Origin of the sequence: Paenibacillus rigui, from assembly GCF_002234615.1 — a bacterium.
Taxonomy (GTDB): Bacteria; Bacillota; Bacilli; order Paenibacillales; family NBRC-103111; genus Paenibacillus_S; species Paenibacillus_S rigui.
In genome coordinates this window covers 70,348-90,805 of sequence record NZ_NMQW01000011.1, presented here as the reverse complement: position 1 = coordinate 90,805, position 20,458 = coordinate 70,348, and the positions used below count along the sequence as shown (strand labels likewise).

Here is a 20,458-nt window from a genome sequence, read left to right as displayed (position 1 = left end):
CTCAATCCAGCCGCTCACCTGGCGGTTCTTCTTCGTAAACGCTCCGCTGTATTCGACTTGCGGCGGCTGATTCTTATCGTCCGCCCTCACCTCGAGCTTGACGGTCGCAACGCCGGAAAAGCTTTGTCCGTCATACGCCCGGTATTTGAATTGATCCGATCCCGTGTAGCCTGCTGCCGGCGTGTAGGTGAAGGTTTTGCCGTCATTATTGAGCGCCACGCTGCCGTGGGCCGGCTGCTCCAATACAGGATAGATCAAGGGGTCGCCATTCGGATCGTGACCCAGAAAAGCGCTCCTGAATGGTTGACCCGCCATCGCGATCAAGCTGCTGTCCTGCACCGTCGGCGCGTTCGCGTTGTCTCCTTCAACGATAAATGTCAATATCGCGATGTTCGAGAGGCTTACCCCGTCGTTCACCTGGAAAGGAACCTTCGCCGTTCCGCTAAATCCGGGATTCGGCATGTAGGTCAGCTCGTTTCCTACCACGTTGATCGTACCGTATAAGTATTCGCGACCGTACTGGACTGACCACTGACTGTTATCCGGGTCGTTCGGCTTGACGGTAAACGTCACCGCCGTATTCACCTGCGTGTGCATTGTCATATTTTCTATTACCGGAGGCTGATTCGGCCCGTCGTCGATGTTGATCAACAACCACGCTGCATCTGAATAGCTATGCCCGTCATAGGCATGGTAAAAGACATACTCCCTGCCTACGGCATCTGCCTTCGGCGTGAAAATAAAAGCGCCCGATCGGGGATCGAGTACCAGGCTGCCCAGCGTCGGCTGGTTCAGCTGCACCAGCTCCACAGGATCGCCATCTCGATCCGTTCGCTCAATCCAGCCGCTCACCTGGCGGTTCTTCTTCGTAAACGCTCCGCTGTATTCGACTTGCGGCGGCTTATTTTTATCATCCGCCCTCACCTCGAGCTTGACGGTCGCAACGCCGGAAAAGCTTTGTCCGTCATACGCACGGTACTTGAACTGATCCGATCCGGTGTAGCCTACTGCCGGCGTGTAGGTGAAGGTTTTGCCGTCATTATTGAGCGCCACGCTGCCGTGAGCCGGCTGCTCCAATACAGGATAGATCAAGGGGTCCCCGTTCGGATCGTGACCCAGAAAAGCGCTTCTGAGCGGTTGATCCGCCATCGCGATCAAGCTGCTGTCCTGCACCGTCGGCGCGTTCGAGCTTTCCAATGACGCAATGGTTGCCAAAGCTGCAACCAGAACGTTCAGGTTTGAGATGTCGGCATCGCCGGCACCAAGGCTTTTAGCCCCATAAACCTTCCTTGCAGCCACCTCTACCGCTGCCTTATCCATTAGCGTGATGATCGAAGGGAGGCTGGCGATGGCCGCAACAGCTGCTTGGATAGCGGAACGCTTGGCATCGGCTGCTGTCGAACCGGTCACAGTTACTGCACTTGAGGTTTTCGCCTCAATGGATCTGATCGTTCCATCCGTTTGAATCGACAATTGCGAAGCCTCCAGCTTGATCGAGGAAACCTCCGCCTTCTGCGCCACTCGGAGGATCATCCCTTCCCCCAACACATTGACCTGTGCCACGGACGCGTTGTCTTCAATTACGATCGACGAGCTTGGAGCCGACACAGATATATTTCCGGGAAAGCTCCCCCTGAATTGCACTTGCTTGTTATTCGCCTCTGAAGTAACGTCCACTTCGCCAAAGGTGCCTGCATCCGCCTGCAAAATAGCTTGGGATTGCACATAAGTGCTGCCAACTACAGTCGTTCCCGAAGTAACGATTCGTACAGCATGATTTTGCTGTTTCGTGTTGATTTCCAATCGGGTTATCGCGTTATTCTGCAAATGAATCGAATGGGCCGCACCCGACAGAATTTTAACCTCATCCGCTTTCAAATTCCTAACGACCAATTCGCCGCCCGGCCCCGGATCAAGGAGCAGGGTGCCATGAATGACAGCTGTTCCGCTTTCCGGACCAAAGACGCCCACGCTCCTGCATACGGCTATATCGCCCGAATACTCCCCTGCGCTTAAAGTGCAGGTTGTTCCATCCGGGGAGCCGGAATGGTGCTTATTACCGGAGCTGCCTCCGCCTCCCGCGATGGGGGCAGCGGATAAATCCCCAAGCCTTTTCTCGGCTTCAGCCAGACGGGCGAGGTTCTCAAAATCCTGATCCGCCGCACCCAGCTTCCGTGCTGCATCGACCTTAGCGCGGGCCGCTTCGACTGCCGACCTGTGCTCCAGACTAAGCGAAGCTATGTCCGGCAAGGCCGCAATCGCCTCATTGGCCGTTTTCACCGCTTCTGCTAAGGTATGGCCTTGCACGGAAGACGAGCCGCTGATTGCTGCTGCTTTATCCGTATATACGTTCCGGTTATGCATAAACTCGTAGGCCAAACGTGCCAAAGCCTGCCTTTCGGCCACATCCTGCGGTTTAAAGCTCGACGCGCCGTTATCATCCTCGATCCCCTTCAGGAAACCGATTTTGAATGCAAGTGATATTGAAGGCCTTGCCCAATCGGAAACCAGCGCAGAATCGGCGAGTGAAGCATCCGCCTGCAAGTCCTTCGCCTGCGCTTCCAATTGCAGCGCCCGAATGAAAAATACAGCCAGCTGCTCCCTGTTCACATAGCTGTCGGGCGAAAAGGCAGTCTGGGATGTCCCGTCCGTTATTTTCATTTTAACTAGCGCTCCGACATACCCTTTATACCAGGAATCAGCAGGAATATCGGTAAAAGGGTCTGCGGCACCCGCATCTTCCTTCAGGCCTAAGGATAAAGCAAGAACCTTGGCAAGCTGCGCCCGGGTTACAGACTCCCTTGGCTTAAAGGTTCCATCTGCAAAGCCGGCCAAAATGCCGGAATGAACCAGCTCCACAATTTCCTTCTTGGCATAGGAGCCTTCCAGATCCGTGAATGGGGTAGCACCTTCGGCAGCGGCAGTCTCGCCAGAGCCGAAAACCGGTCCGTTCGCAGCTGCATAACCGGGACTTGCCGTTCCAAGCATCGTGCATAGCATAAAGATAACCGTCAAGAAGGCAAGCCTGCTCCGAAATAAGCTATTGAGTAGTAATCTTTCCACAATAGGGCTCAACGAAATATCACTCCAATCTCCTTTTTTTACTGCTCTTACTTTGTCACGGCAGCGTCTTTGACGTTACTCTCTTTTTTTATTCTGAATGCGGATATTGCCTTCATCGAATTGAACATCCATATTCAAGTTCTCGCTAATAAAACGCAGCGGAACCACCGTTACGCCGTCTCTTACAATCGGAGGGGCGTCCAGCTGGATAAGCCGTTCGTTGACGTAGGCCTCCTTTTGCCCGATCTGCAGTGTGATATGCGTATTCTCCCGGGTCAGAGTTATGGTATGATCGCTGCTATCCCAGCTCACCTTCGCCCCCGTCGCTTCTCCGATAAACCGGAGCGGCACCAACGTCCGACCATTCAGATAAAAAGGGGCCGCCTCAAGCTTCAGCTCTTTGCCGCCCACAAGGGCACGCGTCGAGTCGATTTGCAAGCGGATATCCGATTGGGGCTCTCCCGAAGGCAGTGCCTCCAATCCTTCCATCGGCCTGACAATCTCAAATTCCCCTTGGCCATTCACGACGTAAAAGGAAATATCGTTTCTGTCCTTTTGGGTCGTTATTTTGTATTCAAAATCGGTCATGTCATATTTTAAATCCGCTTCCTCTTCGGTCCGGGGGGCTGCTTTGCCAACGAGGCGCCTGTCTTGCAAGTAAGTCAGCTCTCCTGCATCATTTACCCAATAAGCGTTTAAAATTTCCTTCTGGCTTTTTCCCGCCGAATAGGCCCCCTTAATCAGCCATGTTCCGTTTTCATCCACCGACTTCGAGGCTCCTACCGTTAAATCATTAACGAAATCGCGCTGCGCTTCGATGTAGATTGTTCCTGTTGTACCGTCCGCCGTCTCCGCTGTAAGCTCTATCCTTGGCGTCATCTTATCCGTAACGCCCATGGTGCTCAAGCTGAACTTGTTGTCATCGATCGGAACGTTTAACGAGAAGTTACCTGCCCATAGTGTTACTTTCTTTACCGAACTTTGAACCTCGCCATTTAATTTCAGGCTGTATCGATTCAACGACAGATCGAGTGTCATGGACGCTGTCGTTTTCGAAGCGTTAAACAGGCTGCTGTTCGGGTCTTCCCATACCGTAATTGGACCATATGGCTTCCCGGCCGCATCGAACACATAATAGTCCGATCCGGGCGGAACGCTATCGAAGGTTCCCTTCCCTTCGGTTGAGAACAGCGCATGACCCATTGTTATGCTTCGCGAGGGCTGCTTTAATATAAGGCTCATCGTGGAGCCGGGAGTGCCGTTTTCTACCGATACAGTGCCCGTGCCTCCTTTGACCATCAGCGGTTTGTCAGAACCCGGCGAGGATGAGGGATCAGTGCCCGGAGATGGTGCCGGAGCAGGCGAAGGTGTTGGTGTTGGATCTGGAGTTGTTGATGGTGTCGGGCTTGGGGATGGATTGGGTGTTGGACTTGGTGCGGGCGCCGTTGATGCAGATTCGCCAAAGGGTACTGACTCCGACACAATCGACGCTTGCGGCGTGTTGATTTCAACCGAAAACGAAGTGCCCGGTTCTATCGAGTTGTTGTCGTCTGCATATAAATCGAAAGTAACGTTCCCTTTGAATTTGCCAACGGTATCCGAGTACGTTTTATTTAATGATTTATTATCTTGATAAACCGCCAACAGCCACCCCGTCCCTACCGAATTGGTTTTCCACGTTCCACGTTGTCCATGCTCATGATCCCCGCTTTTCAAAACTAAGGATGTAATCTCCGTTTCTTCCGGAAAGGATAGGGATAATTTAAAATGGCCATCCTTCTTACCATCCGGTTCATCCGCATAAGCGATTGCTATTTTATCCGACCTATTATCTATAAATTGGAATTGCACGATTTTCGTTGATTGACTGCTATCACTGGCATGAGCCGGGTAATATGCTGCAAGCCCCAGCGAACCCACGCACAAAGATGCAAGAATCCACTTCTTCATTCTTAACATTTCTTGAAGCCCCATTTCTCCTCGTATTTTTCAAAATTCCTGCTTTTTCCATCATAGCTGCTGTATCATCAGTCTTGTATCGGTAGGATTACGTATTTATAGGTGCATCATAGATGATTCTGCCAACAGGAAAAACGGGAGTAGGCTTATAACGATACTCCCGTTTTTTTTCGTGCCGATAAAAACTCGTCAACTCGTTTGCATCACGATCGAAGCCCTGCTGCCCTCCTGTTAATGGTCGGGTACAGGAATCGGATGCCGGTAGTATTCCCGCGCCTGGATACGTAAGTACCCGCCATCGTCGTCCGTATAGTCCGCTTCTTTATCATTGGTGTGAACGCTGCCGTCCCCCCATCCGTCAGAGAAGTTCAACGGTGCCGGATTGAAGAAATCCGTCTCAGGCGGTGCTTCGTTATTATCATCGATCAAGTTGTAATGTGCGGTGGAGCCAGGCTGACCATGACCGAACATCAAGCCGACAATACCTATATTCACCAGTTCCTCCATATGCGTGAACAAGTATTCCGCTTTATTATCCTGATAGTGGCCAGGCGTGTTGTTCATCGCCCGATATACTTGGTTGCCTACTGGAATTTGCCAAATCATGGCCTTCTTTTTCGTCGTGTCTACAACAGCTTTGACAAACTGCTCCCAACGATGGAAGTTAGGCAATGTCAGGTTGGTGCGATCCAGCCATCTGCCACGCCCTCCGGCAGCATCATCGTCATCGATATCGTTAAAGATGTAATCGTATGGCTTGATGCCGGCGGGAACGGTTTGAGCGCCGGACAGGCTGGCAAATTCGCCCGCCAGCTTGCCTAATGCCGTGACATCCAAGTCCGGGCTCGTGTCGCTACCGACGTCGATTAAAGTCCCCCAGCTATTCACGTGAGGAGCCATCAGAACGTTCGGCGCATATTTGTCACGCAACCGCAATAATGCCCAGTTAAAGCCCTGAAAGGTGTTGGGCAAGTCGGCGAGTTCAGGCATTCGAGTGCTGGCTACCGCCGCATTCAACAACGCAGGATGATTGCCCTGTCCCGTACACATGCCGTAACAGCGGCTGTTATCCAGCACGCCTTGCTGAGCGTACCCGGCCAAATCGGGATCGACATGAACGATGGCGGTTTTTCCGATGCCCTGTTTGCCGTTATAGCTGCCTGTTCCGATCAACTGCATCAATAATTTGAATTCTTCAAAATATGCGCGCATCGCGTAAGGATCGTTCAACGTGATGATGTCATCCTTGGCTTCATCGCAGTTCAGGCAATCTCCGGAAATGCTCTGCAGCATTTGGTAGAAAGTAAATACAGGGGTATATCCGTGCTCCGCAGCATTCTTCGCATAGTCGTAAGCATACGCCCCCCGCCAATCGCCAACGTGGTATGGGTCCCATGCGGTCCAGCCTTCTTTATTGTTGACCCCGCCGTTCAAATAACGATAAGCAAAGTTCCAAGGCAATCCCGTCTCCGGCATCCACCCGGTCAAACCATAGGGATCATTATTCGTTGCAAAAACACCAAGCTTCATGATGTCCGGAAGCTTTGGCTTCTCAGCCGGCTGCGGAGCAGCAGCGTCGGTAGGCGTCACTACGCGAAATGAAGCCGCACCGTCTTTTGATAATATCCGGTAACTCATATCGGCATTGTACAGCTCAACGTCGATTCGATAGTCACCGTCGAGAACGTATTTCACCAACGGCTCCGCCCCGGATCGAACCTTCTCTTCATCCATTTGAATCCATTTCGGGAGCGTCCAGGCGATATCCAGATTCTCGTCCTGGTTTGGGGACACAGGCCGGTTCGTTAGCGTTTCGCTATGAACAGCTTCCCCGGTCAGCACATCGATAAAGGTGACCTTCATCGACACAACGGAAGGAACCGTGCTGCCCACGCGCGCATTGACTTTCAATGTTTGCCCAGCGGTGACCTCGGATCGTTCCGCTGCCGCAGATAGCGTATAGGCAAGGTCTATACCTCCCGTCAGCTGAAATTGCGCCGCTTCCGTATGCGAATAGAACGTTCGAATACCATCCGCCTTCGCAACGGACACTTTCAGCTTGTAATCGCCATTGACTGCTGTAGCTGGAGGCACCCAATCCATGACATAGCTTTTAGCCGCGCCTTGAGTAAATTGCTCGCCGGTATACTCCCGGTAGGCAACCCGATTCCCTGTCGGATCCAGAAGTTCCGTTCGGACTGTGGCAGGAAGCGTTTCGGAACTCGTTACATCCGTACGAATGGTTTGCTTCTGTCCCGGCACGATGGCAGAAGCAGCGACGGTACTGTTCTGCGTAATTTCAGGGATAACCCCCCAGTTAACCTCGAAGGTGGCTGCGCTGCCATTCCAATGGTGATCCCAGACCTGGGCCCAGCCGGCCGGAAAAACACCGATTTTCACCGTATACTTCCCACACTGCTGGGATGCAGGAATGTTCCAAACGATTGGAAATTGTTTGGGTGTGTTCGGTTGAAAATATTGATCGTCAACAAAAGATTGATAGACCTTCCCTTGGTCGTTGTAGATTTCAACATCTACTAAAGCCTTCGCATATTGATCGCTAACCACATTCGCCGTTACGGTTACCGGATACCCTGCTTCAACGGATTCCACGACCGTCGCCCCCGTTGTCCAATGAGCCAAAGCACCGTTGTCCGGCTGCTCCGAAGGTGGAGGGGAATCGCCCACAACAAGGAATGGTGAGGAGGAAGGATTTCTGGCATACGTGATAGAGCGGTCAGCGTTGTAAACGGATGTGGCAACCGTATAAGTTCCAGGCTCGGTGCCGGCCGGAATTGTCCAATTCGCCTCCATGGTTTTTGCTTCGCGGGCGGTAAAGAGCTGCTTCACAAAGTCTTTGCTGAATACATGGCCACCCTTCGGATCAAGCACCGTTACGGAAACAAGAGCTTCCGCGTCGGCATTGCTCGTCGCCTCAACCGCAATACGTTGACCCATTCCCGCCTTTACCGTTGTTGGGGTCACTTCCGTTGATGCAGTAAAGCTGATTTGCGGAGTTTGCTCACCTGACACTTGGATGAGGCCTGCATTCGCATTCCAATGATACGGTCCCTTCCACTCGTTCCCGAAGATGCCGATCTCAACTCTATAGCTGCCGGTAACTGCGTCGGCCGGAATGTTCCATGCGATCGGAATTTGCAGCGGGGCACCACGGTCTACGCTCTGCCGCTCCAAAACCTTTTGAAATACGACGTCCCCTGAAAAGGGACTTTTCACGACGACATCCACTAATACGGATACGTCTTTATCGGAAGTGATTTCGGCTGCAAATTCGGCTGTACCGCCCGCTTTTACACTAGCTGCTCCCACAATCGCCCGGGTGACGAAAACAGCCGAATCTGCGGAATCCGCTCCCGTTACCTGAAAGGATCCCATATTTTCATTGCGGTAGTAGACCACAGCCCCGTCTATACTGGTTACCGTCAGTTGTATTTTATAGGTCCCCGCTTCAGCATCTGGCGGTATGCTCCAGGTTGCGGTGATCGTTTGTCCCGAATTCGCTTCGAAACTCATATTGGATAATTGTTGTTCATACACTTTGACATTCGTTTGACTGTAAATCTCAAGCTTGGCCGCTGCACTCGTTGCCCGATCACTGCTCAGGTCAATGGTAACCGGCGCATTGCCCCCGGTTTTTACGGAAGCAGGGGCATGGACCACAGCGCTGAAAACCGGAGCTGCGGTTACCGACTGGATCGTCATGGAAGCAAGACCGTAATCCCAGTTATACATCCGGTCCCAGTTGGCTCCAAATATGCCCAGACTTACTGAATAAGTGCCCTGCGGCAAGTCGTTCGGAACGATCCAATTCAAGGAATACTCCTTCGTCTCCCCGGTCGTAACGGGCAAATCGGTCCACCATTTTTGAAAAGCAAGTGTTGCGTTAGAGCCAACGATTTGAAGCTGCAAATGAATGGAGGTGGTGAGGGTCGAGGTGACGGCAGCGGTGATAGTCACCGAATCTCCGGGCTTTGCATTTTGCGTGCTTACATGTACCGCTGTCGTGAATTCCGAGGCGGCACGCGCTTTTTCCATCGGGAGCAAGGGTAGGAATTGACCAGCGATCAGCGCAATGATGAGAACCAGCTTTGCCGGCCACACCTTCAGAAAACATGTTTTTGACATGGTGAATCTCCTTTGTAAGTCATTCTTATTGATCCAACGAGCGTTCGGATGACCGGTTGCTCGAAACAGCGTCGGCCTTCACATGAACGAACACATTCAGCATAAAAAGGATGATACCCAAAATGGCTAAGGTGCCTCCAATCTGAATGAGCGGCAAAGAAGCCAATTCCAAAACCTCTACGTACAAACCGACCAGCATCACCGGAAGGCCGATGTTATGCAGCCAGAAATGCCACTTGCCAAGAGCACTTGCACCCGCCTGCGGAAACAGATGATAAATGATACCGGATAAAGCCAGCGAGACCCAGCCGAGCAGGTTGGCGTGCGCATGCACCGTAGCAAGCTGAAACTGCTGTGAAATTCCGATAATCATGCCAAAAATAACCGCACATACAAAGTACACTACCGCAATTCTAATCCAGATAATCCCTTTCAAGGACAACCCTCCTAAACGTTATAAAATTTTTTATGGGACGACATCCTACATGAAGAACCTTGCATACCCTGCCCTGTTTTCGACAAATTCCAGCGCTTGATCAAGCATATCCTCAGTAAAACCGAAAGTTACGCTCATCATATCCATCCACTCCGGTTTATTGATATATTCATGCACTTCGGTTCCGGTATTTTTTTTGATCAGCAATTTTTGATTGATCACGGAATAGGCCGCCCCCTGCTTATATAGGGTTGCGACGATTCTTCTCATAAACGGGTTTTCATCTTCATCTCTTAAAGAATGCGTAATGGCTTCTTCAAAGCTTTCCAGACTCACCGGCGCCCATTCAATGGTTTTGGTGACGAAGCTCTGTCCATTCGTGCGCCGGTCAATCATGAACCGGTCCGCTTTCAGTCTCACGATCTCGACTTCTTCCCCGCAGCGCGAAAAACGCGGCTGCTCCTCCAAATATAACGGTTCAAACAGTGGTGCCCCGTAGCCCACATCCACATAATAGGAGCGCCCCTCCACCGTAACCTTGTTCGCCAAATGAATGTTTCCTCCCATCGCCCGGACGAGCTCCACTTGAAACCCCAAGGATCGAAGCAGGCTGCCGAAATGCGCATTCAAGATATAACAATTACCGCCGAGCCCATTTTTCTCAAAATGATCCAAAAAGGTTTCCAGCGAAGGAAGCCATCCCAGACCTATTTTCCCTTGGTGCATGTAATAATGCAGCTTGCTGATATTTTCGAAAGGGAAGCGGTGCAGATGCAGTTTGGTCAAACGCCGCAAATACTCTAACGCAGGAGCCTGACGCTCTATTTCAAGACATGACAGGTAACGATCCTGTAGTTTTTCATCCATGCTCTCCCGATGCCTCCTTATTCATAGGGTTTCACGATCAACGTCTCTCATGATAGCTGTAATACGCTGATCGTTGTATCGGTGAAATTACGTATTTATGTGCCTGATCGAAAATATACGTATGTTTACCGATATCGAAAAAACAAAAAAAGGCCGCATCCCGCTGCAGCCCTCGTTCCTATTCAACTTATGGATAGCTCACTTCAATTTCATAAAACAGCTCATCCTTATCTTGCTTCCGCATATGTAATTGCATGATGCCGTTTTTATACACCGCTCGGCAGCTGGTGGGGATGACAGGATGAGGAAGACGGATCCATTGCTCGTGCTCCTGGTCTGTCATCTTCTTTTCAAGCTTCACTTGCGTCGGTGCAACTTGAAGCTTCAGCTTCCTTGCTTCCGATAGAGCGGCAATATGAATCTTGACTATAATGTGCTGCGGGGTTTCGGTCATTTCCGTATCGTAATGTGCCGCTCCCGCTCTCGGGTCCATTCCTGGAATCGATTGCTTTAATATTTGGCGTACGTATTGCTCTATCCCGGCAGCATCAAATAAGGAAAAAGGATCCTTGTTTGGGGTCATGAAGCCAGCCCTCCTTGTTCCTCTCCGATTCAGAATGTAGCGGTCGGCTGATCGATCAGCGACGGATCGAGAACATTATTGATATTAGCTCCATTCAATGTATTCACCAGGTTACCTGTGTTGCTCCCGCCTTGGCCCGAAACCGATTTGGAGTTGCTGGTTGGCGAAATGCTCAAGGTATCCCCGAAATTTACCGTTCCGCTATTGCTGTTGATATTGACGGACAATACGATAGATGGCAATGGAGCCACCTCCCAACCTATGAAATCAATCTTGAGCAGGCTTTTCTCTTAGTAAATGCCGGATATGCTTAATTCGTGACTGGGCGTTCAGCTGCCCGCTCGATCCGATATGCACAATAGAGGATGATGAAGTGATAAATACATTGACATCCTGTACAACAATATAGGGTGTAGTGGATAGGCGGGTGAGCTGGAAGGATTCTGTAACGACGGGCTGCACCAGAGGTATAGAGAACAAGGTGTACTCGGAGAAATCAAACTCATTCTGAAGATATACGGCTCTTTCCCGCTGAACGGCAATGGTAAAATTCAACGGAGCCAATTGCTTCGAATCTCCGATCTCCATTGTAGTCGATGTACCAACCGTATTCACTTTGATCGCACCGACAGAAGATATCCTACGGTTGAGCATGCGGCGGCCCCCTTTCTCTTCGTCAGTTACTCAATGAAAGGGATCGTTACGCCAACGATCATGTTCTCTGGCGGTGTTTCGTAAGCGCTCATCAACGAAACGGAACAAATATCCCCGATCATAAACGTAGAGGAGGTGCTCAAATAAGTAATGTCGATTTTCCCTACCTCGATGCCTCCATTGATTACGTTGAATTCCATCCAGGTCCCTCATCCTTTCTCGGCAAATTTTTAATGAAAGCCTCGAATGTTTTTTCGATATCCCTTTTCACATCGTTAATAATGGACTGCTCCTTGTTTTCCGCTGTTTCCGGATGATTTTGAATATAGTAACGGATTCTCTCGTCGATCTGCTTCTTGACATCCTCCACGATAAACTTGCGGTAGGGCTCATCCAGCGGATACCGGTACCGCTCCTCTATATGCTCCAGCGTTCGATAGGCATCGCTGTTCAAATAGTTTTGGACCTGCTCCTGTATACCCTGGAATTGGGCTTGCTGCTCCGCACCCTTAGGGATATCCATAGATTGGCCAATGGCAAGCTCTTCAATAGAGGAATCCTTATCCCCCGGATTAGGATTCAAACCAATATTCAGGGTCCCCTCCAGCCTTTCGACCTTCAGCAGATCAAACCGGTATTCATTGTTAATGACGGGCGGCTGGGTACTGTTTTTTTTCAGCTCGGCTATTTGCTTCTCCAAGGCTTCCAACTTGCCGTTCAGCTGCTGGATCTGCTGCGTCTGGTACTGCATATATTCATTGACCTGCTGCATGTACCGTGTCCATTCCACGCTCCAGTAATGCATCCCCATCGACTCTCCCCCGAACTACAAACTCGGCTCCGATAGAGGGATGAAAGGAATCGACGAGCCCGAGGATTCAGCCGCCTGTGCCGGCTTCGTGAACCCCCCGGTGTTGTACAGCTGCGACAAAGGCTTAATGATCCCTGCACTTCCGATTTGAAATACCGAAGAGTTGGATATGGCCTCCACCCTTAATGTATGGATTGTAATGTTCTGGTTAATGAAAAAATTCATTATGGTTTCCCCTCCTCTCGGATCCCTGGATTTTGCGGCGCGGTGATGCGTATCTCCTCGTATGCAGCGTTTCCGTATACGTTGACGACACTGGGTGCATTGTTGATGTTTAATGTATTGCCGGAATTGAATGAACTCCCCCCGGCATATGTTTTACTGTAGGTAGAGGGGGAGATGATACCCACATCTCCGACGTTCAACACACCGCTGACAATATTCACCGTTAGGGCACCTACAATAGCCGGCATACACGACATCCTTTATCCATAAAATGTCCTCATTGTATTTTATGATTGAAGTGTCAGGGTATTCATCTATTTCAAAAGGAGGCTGCAATGGAATGAAGATGACGGTAACCAACAAATGCATTCGTGTAGGCTCGATTAAAATCAGCGGGGTCGGCAGCGCCTCCATCGTGCTGATCGGCGATGCCGAGGTTATCACCAGCTCTTCAAGATTTGACACGCCCGCCGATTCCTTCGTGTACAGCCCGAATGTGCCGTTAAACCCGGCAAATGCTCTAATGCCTCCTTCGGATAGAGTAAGAGAGGAAGCGTAACGTCACGGAATACCTACCTGTTGATTCCCACGGTACCCTCATCCCAGGGTTGACAGGTAACCCCGAATCCGCTCCAATGCTTCCTGAAGCTTAGACAGCGATGTCGCATAGGAGCACCGGATAAAGCCTTCGCCTCCAGGCCCGAACACATCCCCCGGTACGGTGACCACCTTCCCTTGCTGCAGGAGCCCCTGTGCGAACTGCTCAGAAGTAAGCCCGGTATGCGCAATCGACGGAAACGCATAGAACGATCCCAACGGCTCATGACAGGGCAAGCCCAATTGTCTGAAGCCTTCCACGATCATCCTCCGTCTCTGATTGTAAGAATCAATCATATAGTCCTTCTCCTCCAGCCCGTTGCGCAAGCTCTCCAACGCAGCAATCTGACCCATCATCGGAGCGCACATGACGGTGTACTGGTGAATTTTGAGCATCGCAGAAATCACCTCACGGTGGCCGCAGGCATAGCCCACTCTCCAGCCAGTCATGGCAAAACCTTTGGAAAACCCGCTTACGACAATCGTCCGGTCCTTCATCCCGGGCACGGAAGCCAGGCTTACATGGCTCCCTTCATACGTGAGCTCGGCGTAAATCTCATCGGAGATGACCAGCAGGTTATGCTCCTCCACCAGCCTGGCGATCGGCAGCCAGTCCTCATACGTCATGATGCCACCGGTCGGGTTGTTCGGGTAGCAAAGAATGAGCACCTTGGAACGAGGGGTCAAGCTGCGCTCGAGTGCCTCCGCTGTCAGCTTGAACTGGTTCTCGGCATGCGTTTCAATCTCTACAGTACGCCCCCCGCACAGAGCGGTGATCGGGCTGTAAGAGATATAGCAGGGAACGGGGACCAGCACCTCATCTCCCGGCGTCACAATCGCCCGAAGCGCAAGATCGATCGCCTCGCTGCTCCCTACGGTAACGAGGACTTCATCTGCCGGATCATAGCGGACCTGAAAGCTGGAGTCCAAATAATCAGCGATCGCCTCCCTCAGCTCAGGCAGCCCTGCATTGGGTGTATACGTCGTCCGTCCTTGCTCCAGTGAACGAATACAAGCATCTCTGGCGTGCTTCGGGGTCACGAAGTCCGGTTCACCGACGCCAAGCGAGATGATATCCTTTTTCCCGTCGACGTAATCAAAAAACTTGCGGATGCCCGATGGCTGTATGTCCCTGACCACCGGCGATATAAGATTGCGAATCGTTGAATCCATCATTTTCTTTAGCCTCCTTTAGCTGAAAAAACAAAAAAACCCGCCCCTAAAAAGGGACGAGTTTATACCCGTGTTACCACCCTAGTTTCACTTGAATCCAAGTGACACTCTGCTCACATATCCATCAATACGTGTTCCTTATAACGTAGGAATAACGGCAAAGCTTACTGTAATTCAGCCTGCTTCTCGGAGATGGCATTCGGCTATCACCTGAACGTTGGATTTCAGCAACCCCAACTCTCTGTCAGATCAAATGAGCAACCTACTATTTCTCTTCATGGAATTTATCGGTACCGCTATGAAATTTAAAGTAATCATAAACAGACTTCATTCGTTTGTCAATGGGCAAATGAGAAAATCTCTATCGTGGCTTTATGAAAGGGCAGCGCGTTGCAGAGCCCCCGGATCGCTCCGGAGGCTCCTCGTACAGCTTATTCCTCTTCAGGCAAGTTCAATGTAGGTGTTTCGTTGAAAAAGTTCCACGGCTTCAGCATCGCATGCACCCATTCGGTCGGCATCATCGGCCATTCCTCGGCCCGGGCGACATGGGTTGCCCCCGTGGTGATCCATACGACATTATCCGTATTTTCGATCGACTCGTTGTCTGCCGTATATTGCTTCAAGCCCGTATCGGATTGGGCCCGGTTCGGATATTTGCCCTCCGGGAACCGTTCATCCGGATTGTATCGTGTCACCCAAATTTGCTTGTCCATAAAATTCACGCGATTATAGAGCCATTCGTCCTGACTGAACAAAGCCCCTTTGGCAATCGGATGCGTACCTCCGGCAAACGGAATAATCTGGTACGAAACCGGGTTGCCCACTTTATTCTCCTTGTTCGGATTGCTGAGCAACCGGATGGTCGAAGGGTCGAATTTCTGGATCGCTTCCTGCTCCGTCTTGACCGTTTTCTGCTCGGTGACCATTACGCTTTTACGCGGACCACCCTCCGTATTGGCCTCCACCTTCGGATTGACCTCAGTCAGAGAGTTCTGTTCTCCATCCACATCCATATCCAACCGGAAGTTATATATGTGCTGATGGGTTGTTCCGACAATATTATGATCGATCAGCGTTCCGTAGCGTGTATCCGCCTCGGCCGTCGCATCGTGCATCGTCGAAGTTTTGACTGCCTTCACCGCTTCGATTCCACTGGCGCCGACATCGATTTTCACCGTACCGTTCTGCAGGAGCACCCAGTCAAAAATATAATCATAGTTGCCTACAGTACTAATCCAGCGGACGACCAGTTCCCGGCGTTCACGACTTTCGTTACCGCGGCCCATCTCATTATGCTTGTACTCTGGCCCCGCGTACTGCTCGAAGACGGCAATGGCATTCGGAATCGTTACCGGGTTGCCGTCGTTATCCGAGATCGTTGCATCCAGCAGTGTGGCGTTGTCCGGCACATCGGTTCCTCTTTGCAGCGATGACGTCAATACCCCCATGCCATAGTCGCCGGAATCCAGATACGCCTTGAAATACCAGCCGATATCCGGGTCGCCGTAAGGAACGATCATGCCTCCCAGAGAGCCTTCGTACATGACCTTACGCTTCGTTCCCCCGTCATTATAGGTCATCGTAGAAAGGACGGGACCGACGCGGGAATCCAGATGCAGGTGGAAATCCCAATTTTGCCAATGAATCGAATGCCCTGCAAGCGAATAATTCGTCCCCTTCGGCTCGGTAATGTCCAGCGGCTTCACTTCCGCAGCCGTTTTGTTGCGGCCATCGTATGGAGTCGGCTTCAACGGGACAGGTATCACCCCTGCATCCTCCACCTTGATGACCTTCTTTTGCTCCAAATCGACGACAGCTACCAAATCTTCAATCGGATGCGCCCAGTAATTGCCGTCCCCGACATCGAGATAGGAGACCACTTTCAGGAGGCGTAAATCCTGCTTCAAGCCGTCCGCTTCGTTAAAATAACCTACCGTGAGCGGGGTTGCCACGACCTTTTTCACATCGCTAATCCCGCGCTTCTCCAGCGCTTCTCGATATTCCTGACTGGCCTCAATGGCCGATTGCACCGTTGCAAAATCGTCCAGAATGACCATGCCGTGGGCACCCTGGATTTCCTCCCAGGACTCCAGTGTCTTGGACGCGAGATCGACCGTACCCTCGAAAACCTTCTTGCCGTCCAACACGACGACATGCGCCTTGCGTTCAAAGCTGCTTTTGCCTCCGAACACCCAGTCCCACACCTGCTCTTTCGGCTGCGGGGCCAGCGAAATTTCGGTAAAGCGAAGGCTTTCCTTGTATTTATCCGACGCCTTCACCACCTTCACGACATCCGTAATTTCACCTGCCGTCAGCGGATCAAGCGGATGCGCCGAATCGGCTACTTGAACTGTCGGGTCCAGCCCCGATTGAAACACATCATTGATAAAATGATGGGAGACGTAGGCCGTGTCGCCTTTCATCGTCACGGGCGCCTCTAAGGAAACCGGCTTGCCGTTGACAAACGCTTCCTTGGCCTGCGGCTGTACCTTGACGGCCAGCTTGTCCTTTGACATGACGATCGTCCGTGTCGCTTCGTCCCATGTGACCACGGCCCCGAATTCCTCCAAAGTTGTCCGCAGCGGAACATATTCTACCTCACCGCCGTGAGCATAGGCTTTGGAGCTTGGGACCAAAGGTGACGCTGCAAGCAGCAATGAGGTACCGAGCAATAATGCGGAGCTAACATACGATTTCTTTCTCTTCATCCGTTCCAACCCCTTCTTCTGTTTTTTAGCTTCAGCCTTTACACATGTTATTATTAATCACATGAAATCCGGCTGTATTGTAAAAAACGGAACATCAATTGCTCTTCTAAATTCAAAATATGTAAGGTATAATGACATAAAAAGAACGACCGAGAGGTGTTGGCCCCGTTGAAACGCGACACATTGGAAGCTTGTCCTCTTATGAAAATGCACCCTAGCCCGCTTCAGTTCGGCTTCGAGCTTGAGACAGACAAGTACATCGAGAAGTTTAAAACTTATGGCAGCCATACGATTCTTTACTATCAGTTCACCATGGGCGCAACGGAGCATCTGCCTGTCGTTCCTGACGGCTGTATCGATTTGCTGTTTCATTGCTATCCCAGCCGGCCCACGGCGCTTATTTGCGGCAGTGTACTGCAAATGGAGCAAATTCCGTTCCATGCACGGTCCGATTATTTCGGTGTGCGATTTACTTCCAGGCACAGCCTTCTGCTACGGCAGCAGCTCTTTCGCGAAACCATTAACAGACAGATTTCTCTTGATTCGGTAGTTAAAGGCGCCGCAGGCTGTGCCGATGGCTTTATGGAGAAACTGCACTTCGAGGAACGCATCACGCGATTCGAGCAAAGGCTTCTCCCAATGCTGATCGAGGCGGAAGCTCCGCAAGGGCTCGTCGATTACTGTGTGAACCGAATTCATCAAACCCTGGGCAATGTAGGCATCAACGATTTGGCTGAAGAATCCGGCTATTCCTCGCGTTACGTCAGGAAAAGGTTCGAGGACCGTTTGGGTATCTCCCCCAAGCTGTACAGCCGCATTATCCGGTTCCAGCATGTTCTGTACTATGTCATGAAACAATACACCATGCTAACAGATGCAGTGAACCTCCAAGGCTATTACGATCAGTCCCATTTTGTGAAGGAATTCAAACAGTTCACTCTCATTACGCCAATGCAAATGGTTCATAAAGTACGCCAGGCCCAAGGGTAGCAACCGCCTGCTGCTGTAACGAAAAAGAAACGTCCGAGCCTTAGGATTCCCCTGTCATGCTCGGGAAAGAATCCTCAGACTCGGACGTTCGTGTTTACCGCTTCGCTTTACTTCTCTATGTTGCTGACATTCATATCCGTTGTGCGCAGCCTCAGCTTCGCATTGATTAAAGTATTGTCTTTAATCGTGTACTGCGGCGCGCCAACCCCTGCGTATATGGTGGAGATGCCTTCGGACGTCATGTTACTTGTGATCGTGTTCCCTTGAATTACGGCTGCTTTGACCAGGTAAGGATTGTTTCGCGTCCAAAAATCTCCGATCATAATCGCGTAGTCGGTAGAGGCCGTCAGCTGCTCGGACAAGATTTCGTTATTCTCAAACCGCAGCTTCTCCGCTTTCACCGCCTTCAGCGCAAACCGTCTGTCCAGCATCTCAAATGTAGATCCGGTCATCGTGAAATCGGCATTCTCGTGGGTCACCAGCACGCCTTCCTTCACCTTCAGGCTGCATTGATCAAATACGTACTTGCCAGCCCCATCCAGCGTAATTCCAGCGGTAGAGGACTCAATATCGCAATAATTGTAAGTCCCCGGCGGCATATTCAAGCTGCTCGTTTCCCGAACCTTCAAATATTCGATAATGCTCCCATTCGGTACGCCCCCTGAAATACTGCCCCCGTACATCGTGATATGATCCAGCCGAACCGGATTGACCCACAAGGACAGCTCCGAGCCTCCCTTCTCATTGTACATCGTAATGTTCGATGCCGTTACGCCGAACGGATCCTTGCTGCTAATAATGAACTTGGAGTCGGTAAAGGTCATGCCGTCCAGCTTCAAATTCGGCCCTTCCAGGTGCGTTAAGGAATTGTTCATCTTGTTGCCGACGAATTCGACATCGTGGTATGCATAAATGCTTGATCCATCGAAATGATTGTCTTTAATCAGCGCCTTGGTAAACGGAGGGGAAACAGCGAGTCCGATTTTCCCCTTCGAAGCCAGATGGTTCCCTTCCACCGTCGCATCGTGACCATCATAAAGGATGATATCGTAAGCGGCGTTATTGTAAAATTCGTTATTTTTAATAAAAATGTTCGTATTCAAATGGCCGTTTTCGCCGTAGCCTCCTTCCACATCAATCCCTGATTGGGGCGCTGTGCCCTTGATATCGTGGAGAACGTTGTTCTCGATCGTGATTTGGTCTCCCCCGCCTATCGTAATGCCCTGCCTGCGGTTAAAGGCAAATTCGGAATTTTGCACCTTTACCTGCTTGGAAACGGCCCGCTGCCAAAACTCCACATAGGCTCCTGTGCTGGCCGGCTGATTGAATACGAGGTAAAAATGATTTGCGCCATCCGGGATTTTCATCAGCTGACGCATGCTCTGGCCTTTTAGCTTGGAAAGAAACGTCCCATCTTTTTTATAAAAGTAAATGTCAAACGTGCCCGGCAGCTTCTGCCTATTTGACAGCTCAAACTCCCGTTCGGTCTGGAAGATCGGATGGTTAAACGTAAGCGCAGCCTTCGTGCGTATTTTGGCCGCATCCTTGATCAGATTTCCATTGTCGTCAATGCCGCCGGACGTGAAGCTTGCTTCATACAAATCCTGCACCATCGTCCCCTTGCCTCCGATAGCTAACCCGTCCCCGGTAAAGTTGATGCCCTTCACCCCATCGATTGTCACGTTGACGGCGCCCTCTGTGGTGATCCCATACCCACCCTCATGGGTCCCCCCGCTGGAATAATCATGGGTATCCTTATCTCCCCGATAGGTTCCCCCTTTGATCGTGACATTGTTCGCTCTATAGCCGATATGCAGGGTCTGATAGCCTTTGAAGCCGTTGCTTTCCTTCTGGATCACAGCCTTGTCGTCCAGCTCGAACGTCATATCCGAAACCATGTTAATACGTGCGCTCGTATCCAGAGACAGCTTGGGGTCCTGTTTTTTGATCAAATACGTCCCCGCCGGAACGTGGAACACCTTTTTCCCGTTGTCGTGCGCCCACTGCAATGCGTCATTCAGTCCTTTGGTCGTTTCTACGGGGTGTGTCCCGTCGTTGTAAATGTTCCAGTCCTTCGGAACCAGCGTGTATACGGAATTATCCGCATCCGACGCCGCGGCGGCACTTAACTGCATGACGCCAATCAGAATTAAACATAACAGCCAACCTTTTTTCATTTTCACCCTCACCATACTTTGTACAAATTTTGGAAAGCTCATTTTCTAATCATACATCATAAAAAGGGC

Annotated in this window: 17 protein-coding genes and 1 other annotated feature; of the genes, 2 read left to right on the top strand and 15 right to left on the bottom strand. The window is 50.9% G+C overall.

Going from position 1 to position 20,458, the window contains the following annotated elements; genetic code table 11:
- The 12 genes from CF651_RS07645 to CF651_RS07590 all read right to left on the bottom strand — a co-directional run.
- A partial coding sequence (locus CF651_RS07645; protein ID WP_144029030.1) for an Ig-like domain-containing protein occupies positions 1 to 3,015 on the bottom strand: 3,015 nt, incomplete at its 3' end.
- Positions 3,016 to 3,138: 123 nt separating this feature from the next.
- Positions 3,139 to 5,022 (bottom strand): copper amine oxidase N-terminal domain-containing protein, encoded by a 1,884-nt coding sequence (locus tag CF651_RS07640; protein WP_144029029.1) that lies wholly within the window; start codon positions 5,020 to 5,022, stop codon positions 3,139 to 3,141.
- 231 nt (positions 5,023 to 5,253) lie between these two features.
- On the bottom strand, positions 5,254 to 9,168 hold the full coding sequence (locus tag CF651_RS07635; protein WP_094014261.1) for a hypothetical protein: 3,915 nt from the start codon (positions 9,166 to 9,168) through the stop codon (positions 5,254 to 5,256).
- 25 nt (positions 9,169 to 9,193) lie between these two features.
- Positions 9,194 to 9,541, bottom strand: a complete 348-nt coding sequence (locus tag CF651_RS07630; protein ID WP_094014266.1) for a cytochrome-c oxidase — start codon at positions 9,539 to 9,541, stop codon at positions 9,194 to 9,196.
- Positions 9,542 to 9,649: 108 nt separating this feature from the next.
- Positions 9,650 to 10,471: an arylamine N-acetyltransferase gene (locus CF651_RS07625; RefSeq protein WP_094014260.1), complete on the bottom strand. Its 822-nt coding sequence runs from the start codon at positions 10,469 to 10,471 to the stop codon at positions 9,650 to 9,652.
- 187 nt (positions 10,472 to 10,658) lie between these two features.
- Complete coding sequence (locus CF651_RS07620) at positions 10,659 to 11,054, bottom strand: Hsp20/alpha crystallin family protein (RefSeq protein WP_094014259.1); 396 nt, start codon at positions 11,052 to 11,054, stop codon at positions 10,659 to 10,661.
- 29 nt (positions 11,055 to 11,083) lie between these two features.
- Positions 11,084 to 11,296 (bottom strand): spore germination protein, encoded by a 213-nt coding sequence (locus tag CF651_RS07615; RefSeq protein ID WP_094014258.1) that lies wholly within the window; start codon positions 11,294 to 11,296, stop codon positions 11,084 to 11,086.
- Between the two features lie 25 nt (positions 11,297 to 11,321).
- Positions 11,322 to 11,708 (bottom strand): spore germination protein GerPE, encoded by a 387-nt coding sequence (locus CF651_RS07610; RefSeq protein WP_094014257.1) that lies wholly within the window; start codon positions 11,706 to 11,708, stop codon positions 11,322 to 11,324.
- Between the two features lie 26 nt (positions 11,709 to 11,734).
- Positions 11,735 to 11,908 carry a spore gernimation protein GerPD gene (locus CF651_RS07605; RefSeq protein ID WP_094014256.1) on the bottom strand — a complete coding sequence of 58 codons (174 nt, stop codon included), beginning with the start codon at positions 11,906 to 11,908 and terminating at the stop codon, positions 11,735 to 11,737.
- Complete coding sequence (gerPC, locus tag CF651_RS07600) at positions 11,893 to 12,519, bottom strand: spore germination protein GerPC (RefSeq protein ID WP_245855762.1); 627 nt, start codon at positions 12,517 to 12,519, stop codon at positions 11,893 to 11,895. Before gerPC ends, CF651_RS07605 begins: the two co-directional genes overlap by 16 nt.
- 15 nt (positions 12,520 to 12,534) lie before the next feature.
- Positions 12,535 to 12,744, bottom strand: coding sequence for a spore germination protein GerPB (locus tag CF651_RS07595; protein WP_094014254.1), 210 nt, complete (start codon positions 12,742 to 12,744; stop codon positions 12,535 to 12,537).
- Positions 12,744 to 12,992, bottom strand: coding sequence for a spore germination protein (locus CF651_RS07590; RefSeq protein ID WP_094014253.1), 249 nt, complete (start codon positions 12,990 to 12,992; stop codon positions 12,744 to 12,746). The genes CF651_RS07595 and CF651_RS07590 overlap by 1 nt, the downstream gene beginning before the upstream one ends.
- Positions 12,993 to 13,084: 92 nt before the next feature.
- Between CF651_RS07590 and CF651_RS07585 the strand changes: the two genes are divergently transcribed.
- A complete protein-coding gene (locus tag CF651_RS07585; protein WP_094014252.1) occupies positions 13,085 to 13,303 on the top strand; it encodes a hypothetical protein in 219 nt (72 codons plus the stop codon).
- Between the two features lie 38 nt (positions 13,304 to 13,341).
- Here CF651_RS07585 and CF651_RS07580 read toward each other — a convergent pair whose 3' ends face one another.
- Both CF651_RS07580 and tynA read right to left on the bottom strand, forming a co-directional pair.
- Positions 13,342 to 14,517 carry an aminotransferase class I/II-fold pyridoxal phosphate-dependent enzyme gene (locus CF651_RS07580; RefSeq protein WP_094014251.1) on the bottom strand — a complete coding sequence of 392 codons (1,176 nt, stop codon included), beginning with the start codon at positions 14,515 to 14,517 and terminating at the stop codon, positions 13,342 to 13,344.
- A 46-nt stretch (positions 14,518 to 14,563) separates the two neighbouring features.
- Positions 14,564 to 14,802 (bottom strand) — a binding site (T-box leader).
- 143 nt (positions 14,803 to 14,945) lie between these two features.
- On the bottom strand, positions 14,946 to 17,222 hold the full coding sequence (gene tynA / locus CF651_RS07575) for a primary-amine oxidase (RefSeq protein ID WP_094014250.1): 2,277 nt from the start codon (positions 17,220 to 17,222) through the stop codon (positions 14,946 to 14,948).
- Between the two features lie 201 nt (positions 17,223 to 17,423).
- Here tynA and CF651_RS07570 point away from each other — a divergent pair, with 201 nt between their 5' ends.
- Complete coding sequence (locus CF651_RS07570) at positions 17,424 to 18,212, top strand: helix-turn-helix domain-containing protein (RefSeq protein WP_094014249.1); 789 nt, start codon at positions 17,424 to 17,426, stop codon at positions 18,210 to 18,212.
- 107 nt (positions 18,213 to 18,319) lie between these two features.
- On the opposite strand, the gene CF651_RS07565 is transcribed toward CF651_RS07570, so the two are convergent.
- Positions 18,320 to 20,389, bottom strand: coding sequence for a right-handed parallel beta-helix repeat-containing protein (locus CF651_RS07565; protein ID WP_179232725.1), 2,070 nt, complete (start codon positions 20,387 to 20,389; stop codon positions 18,320 to 18,322).
- Positions 20,390 to 20,458: the final 69 nt, after the last annotated feature.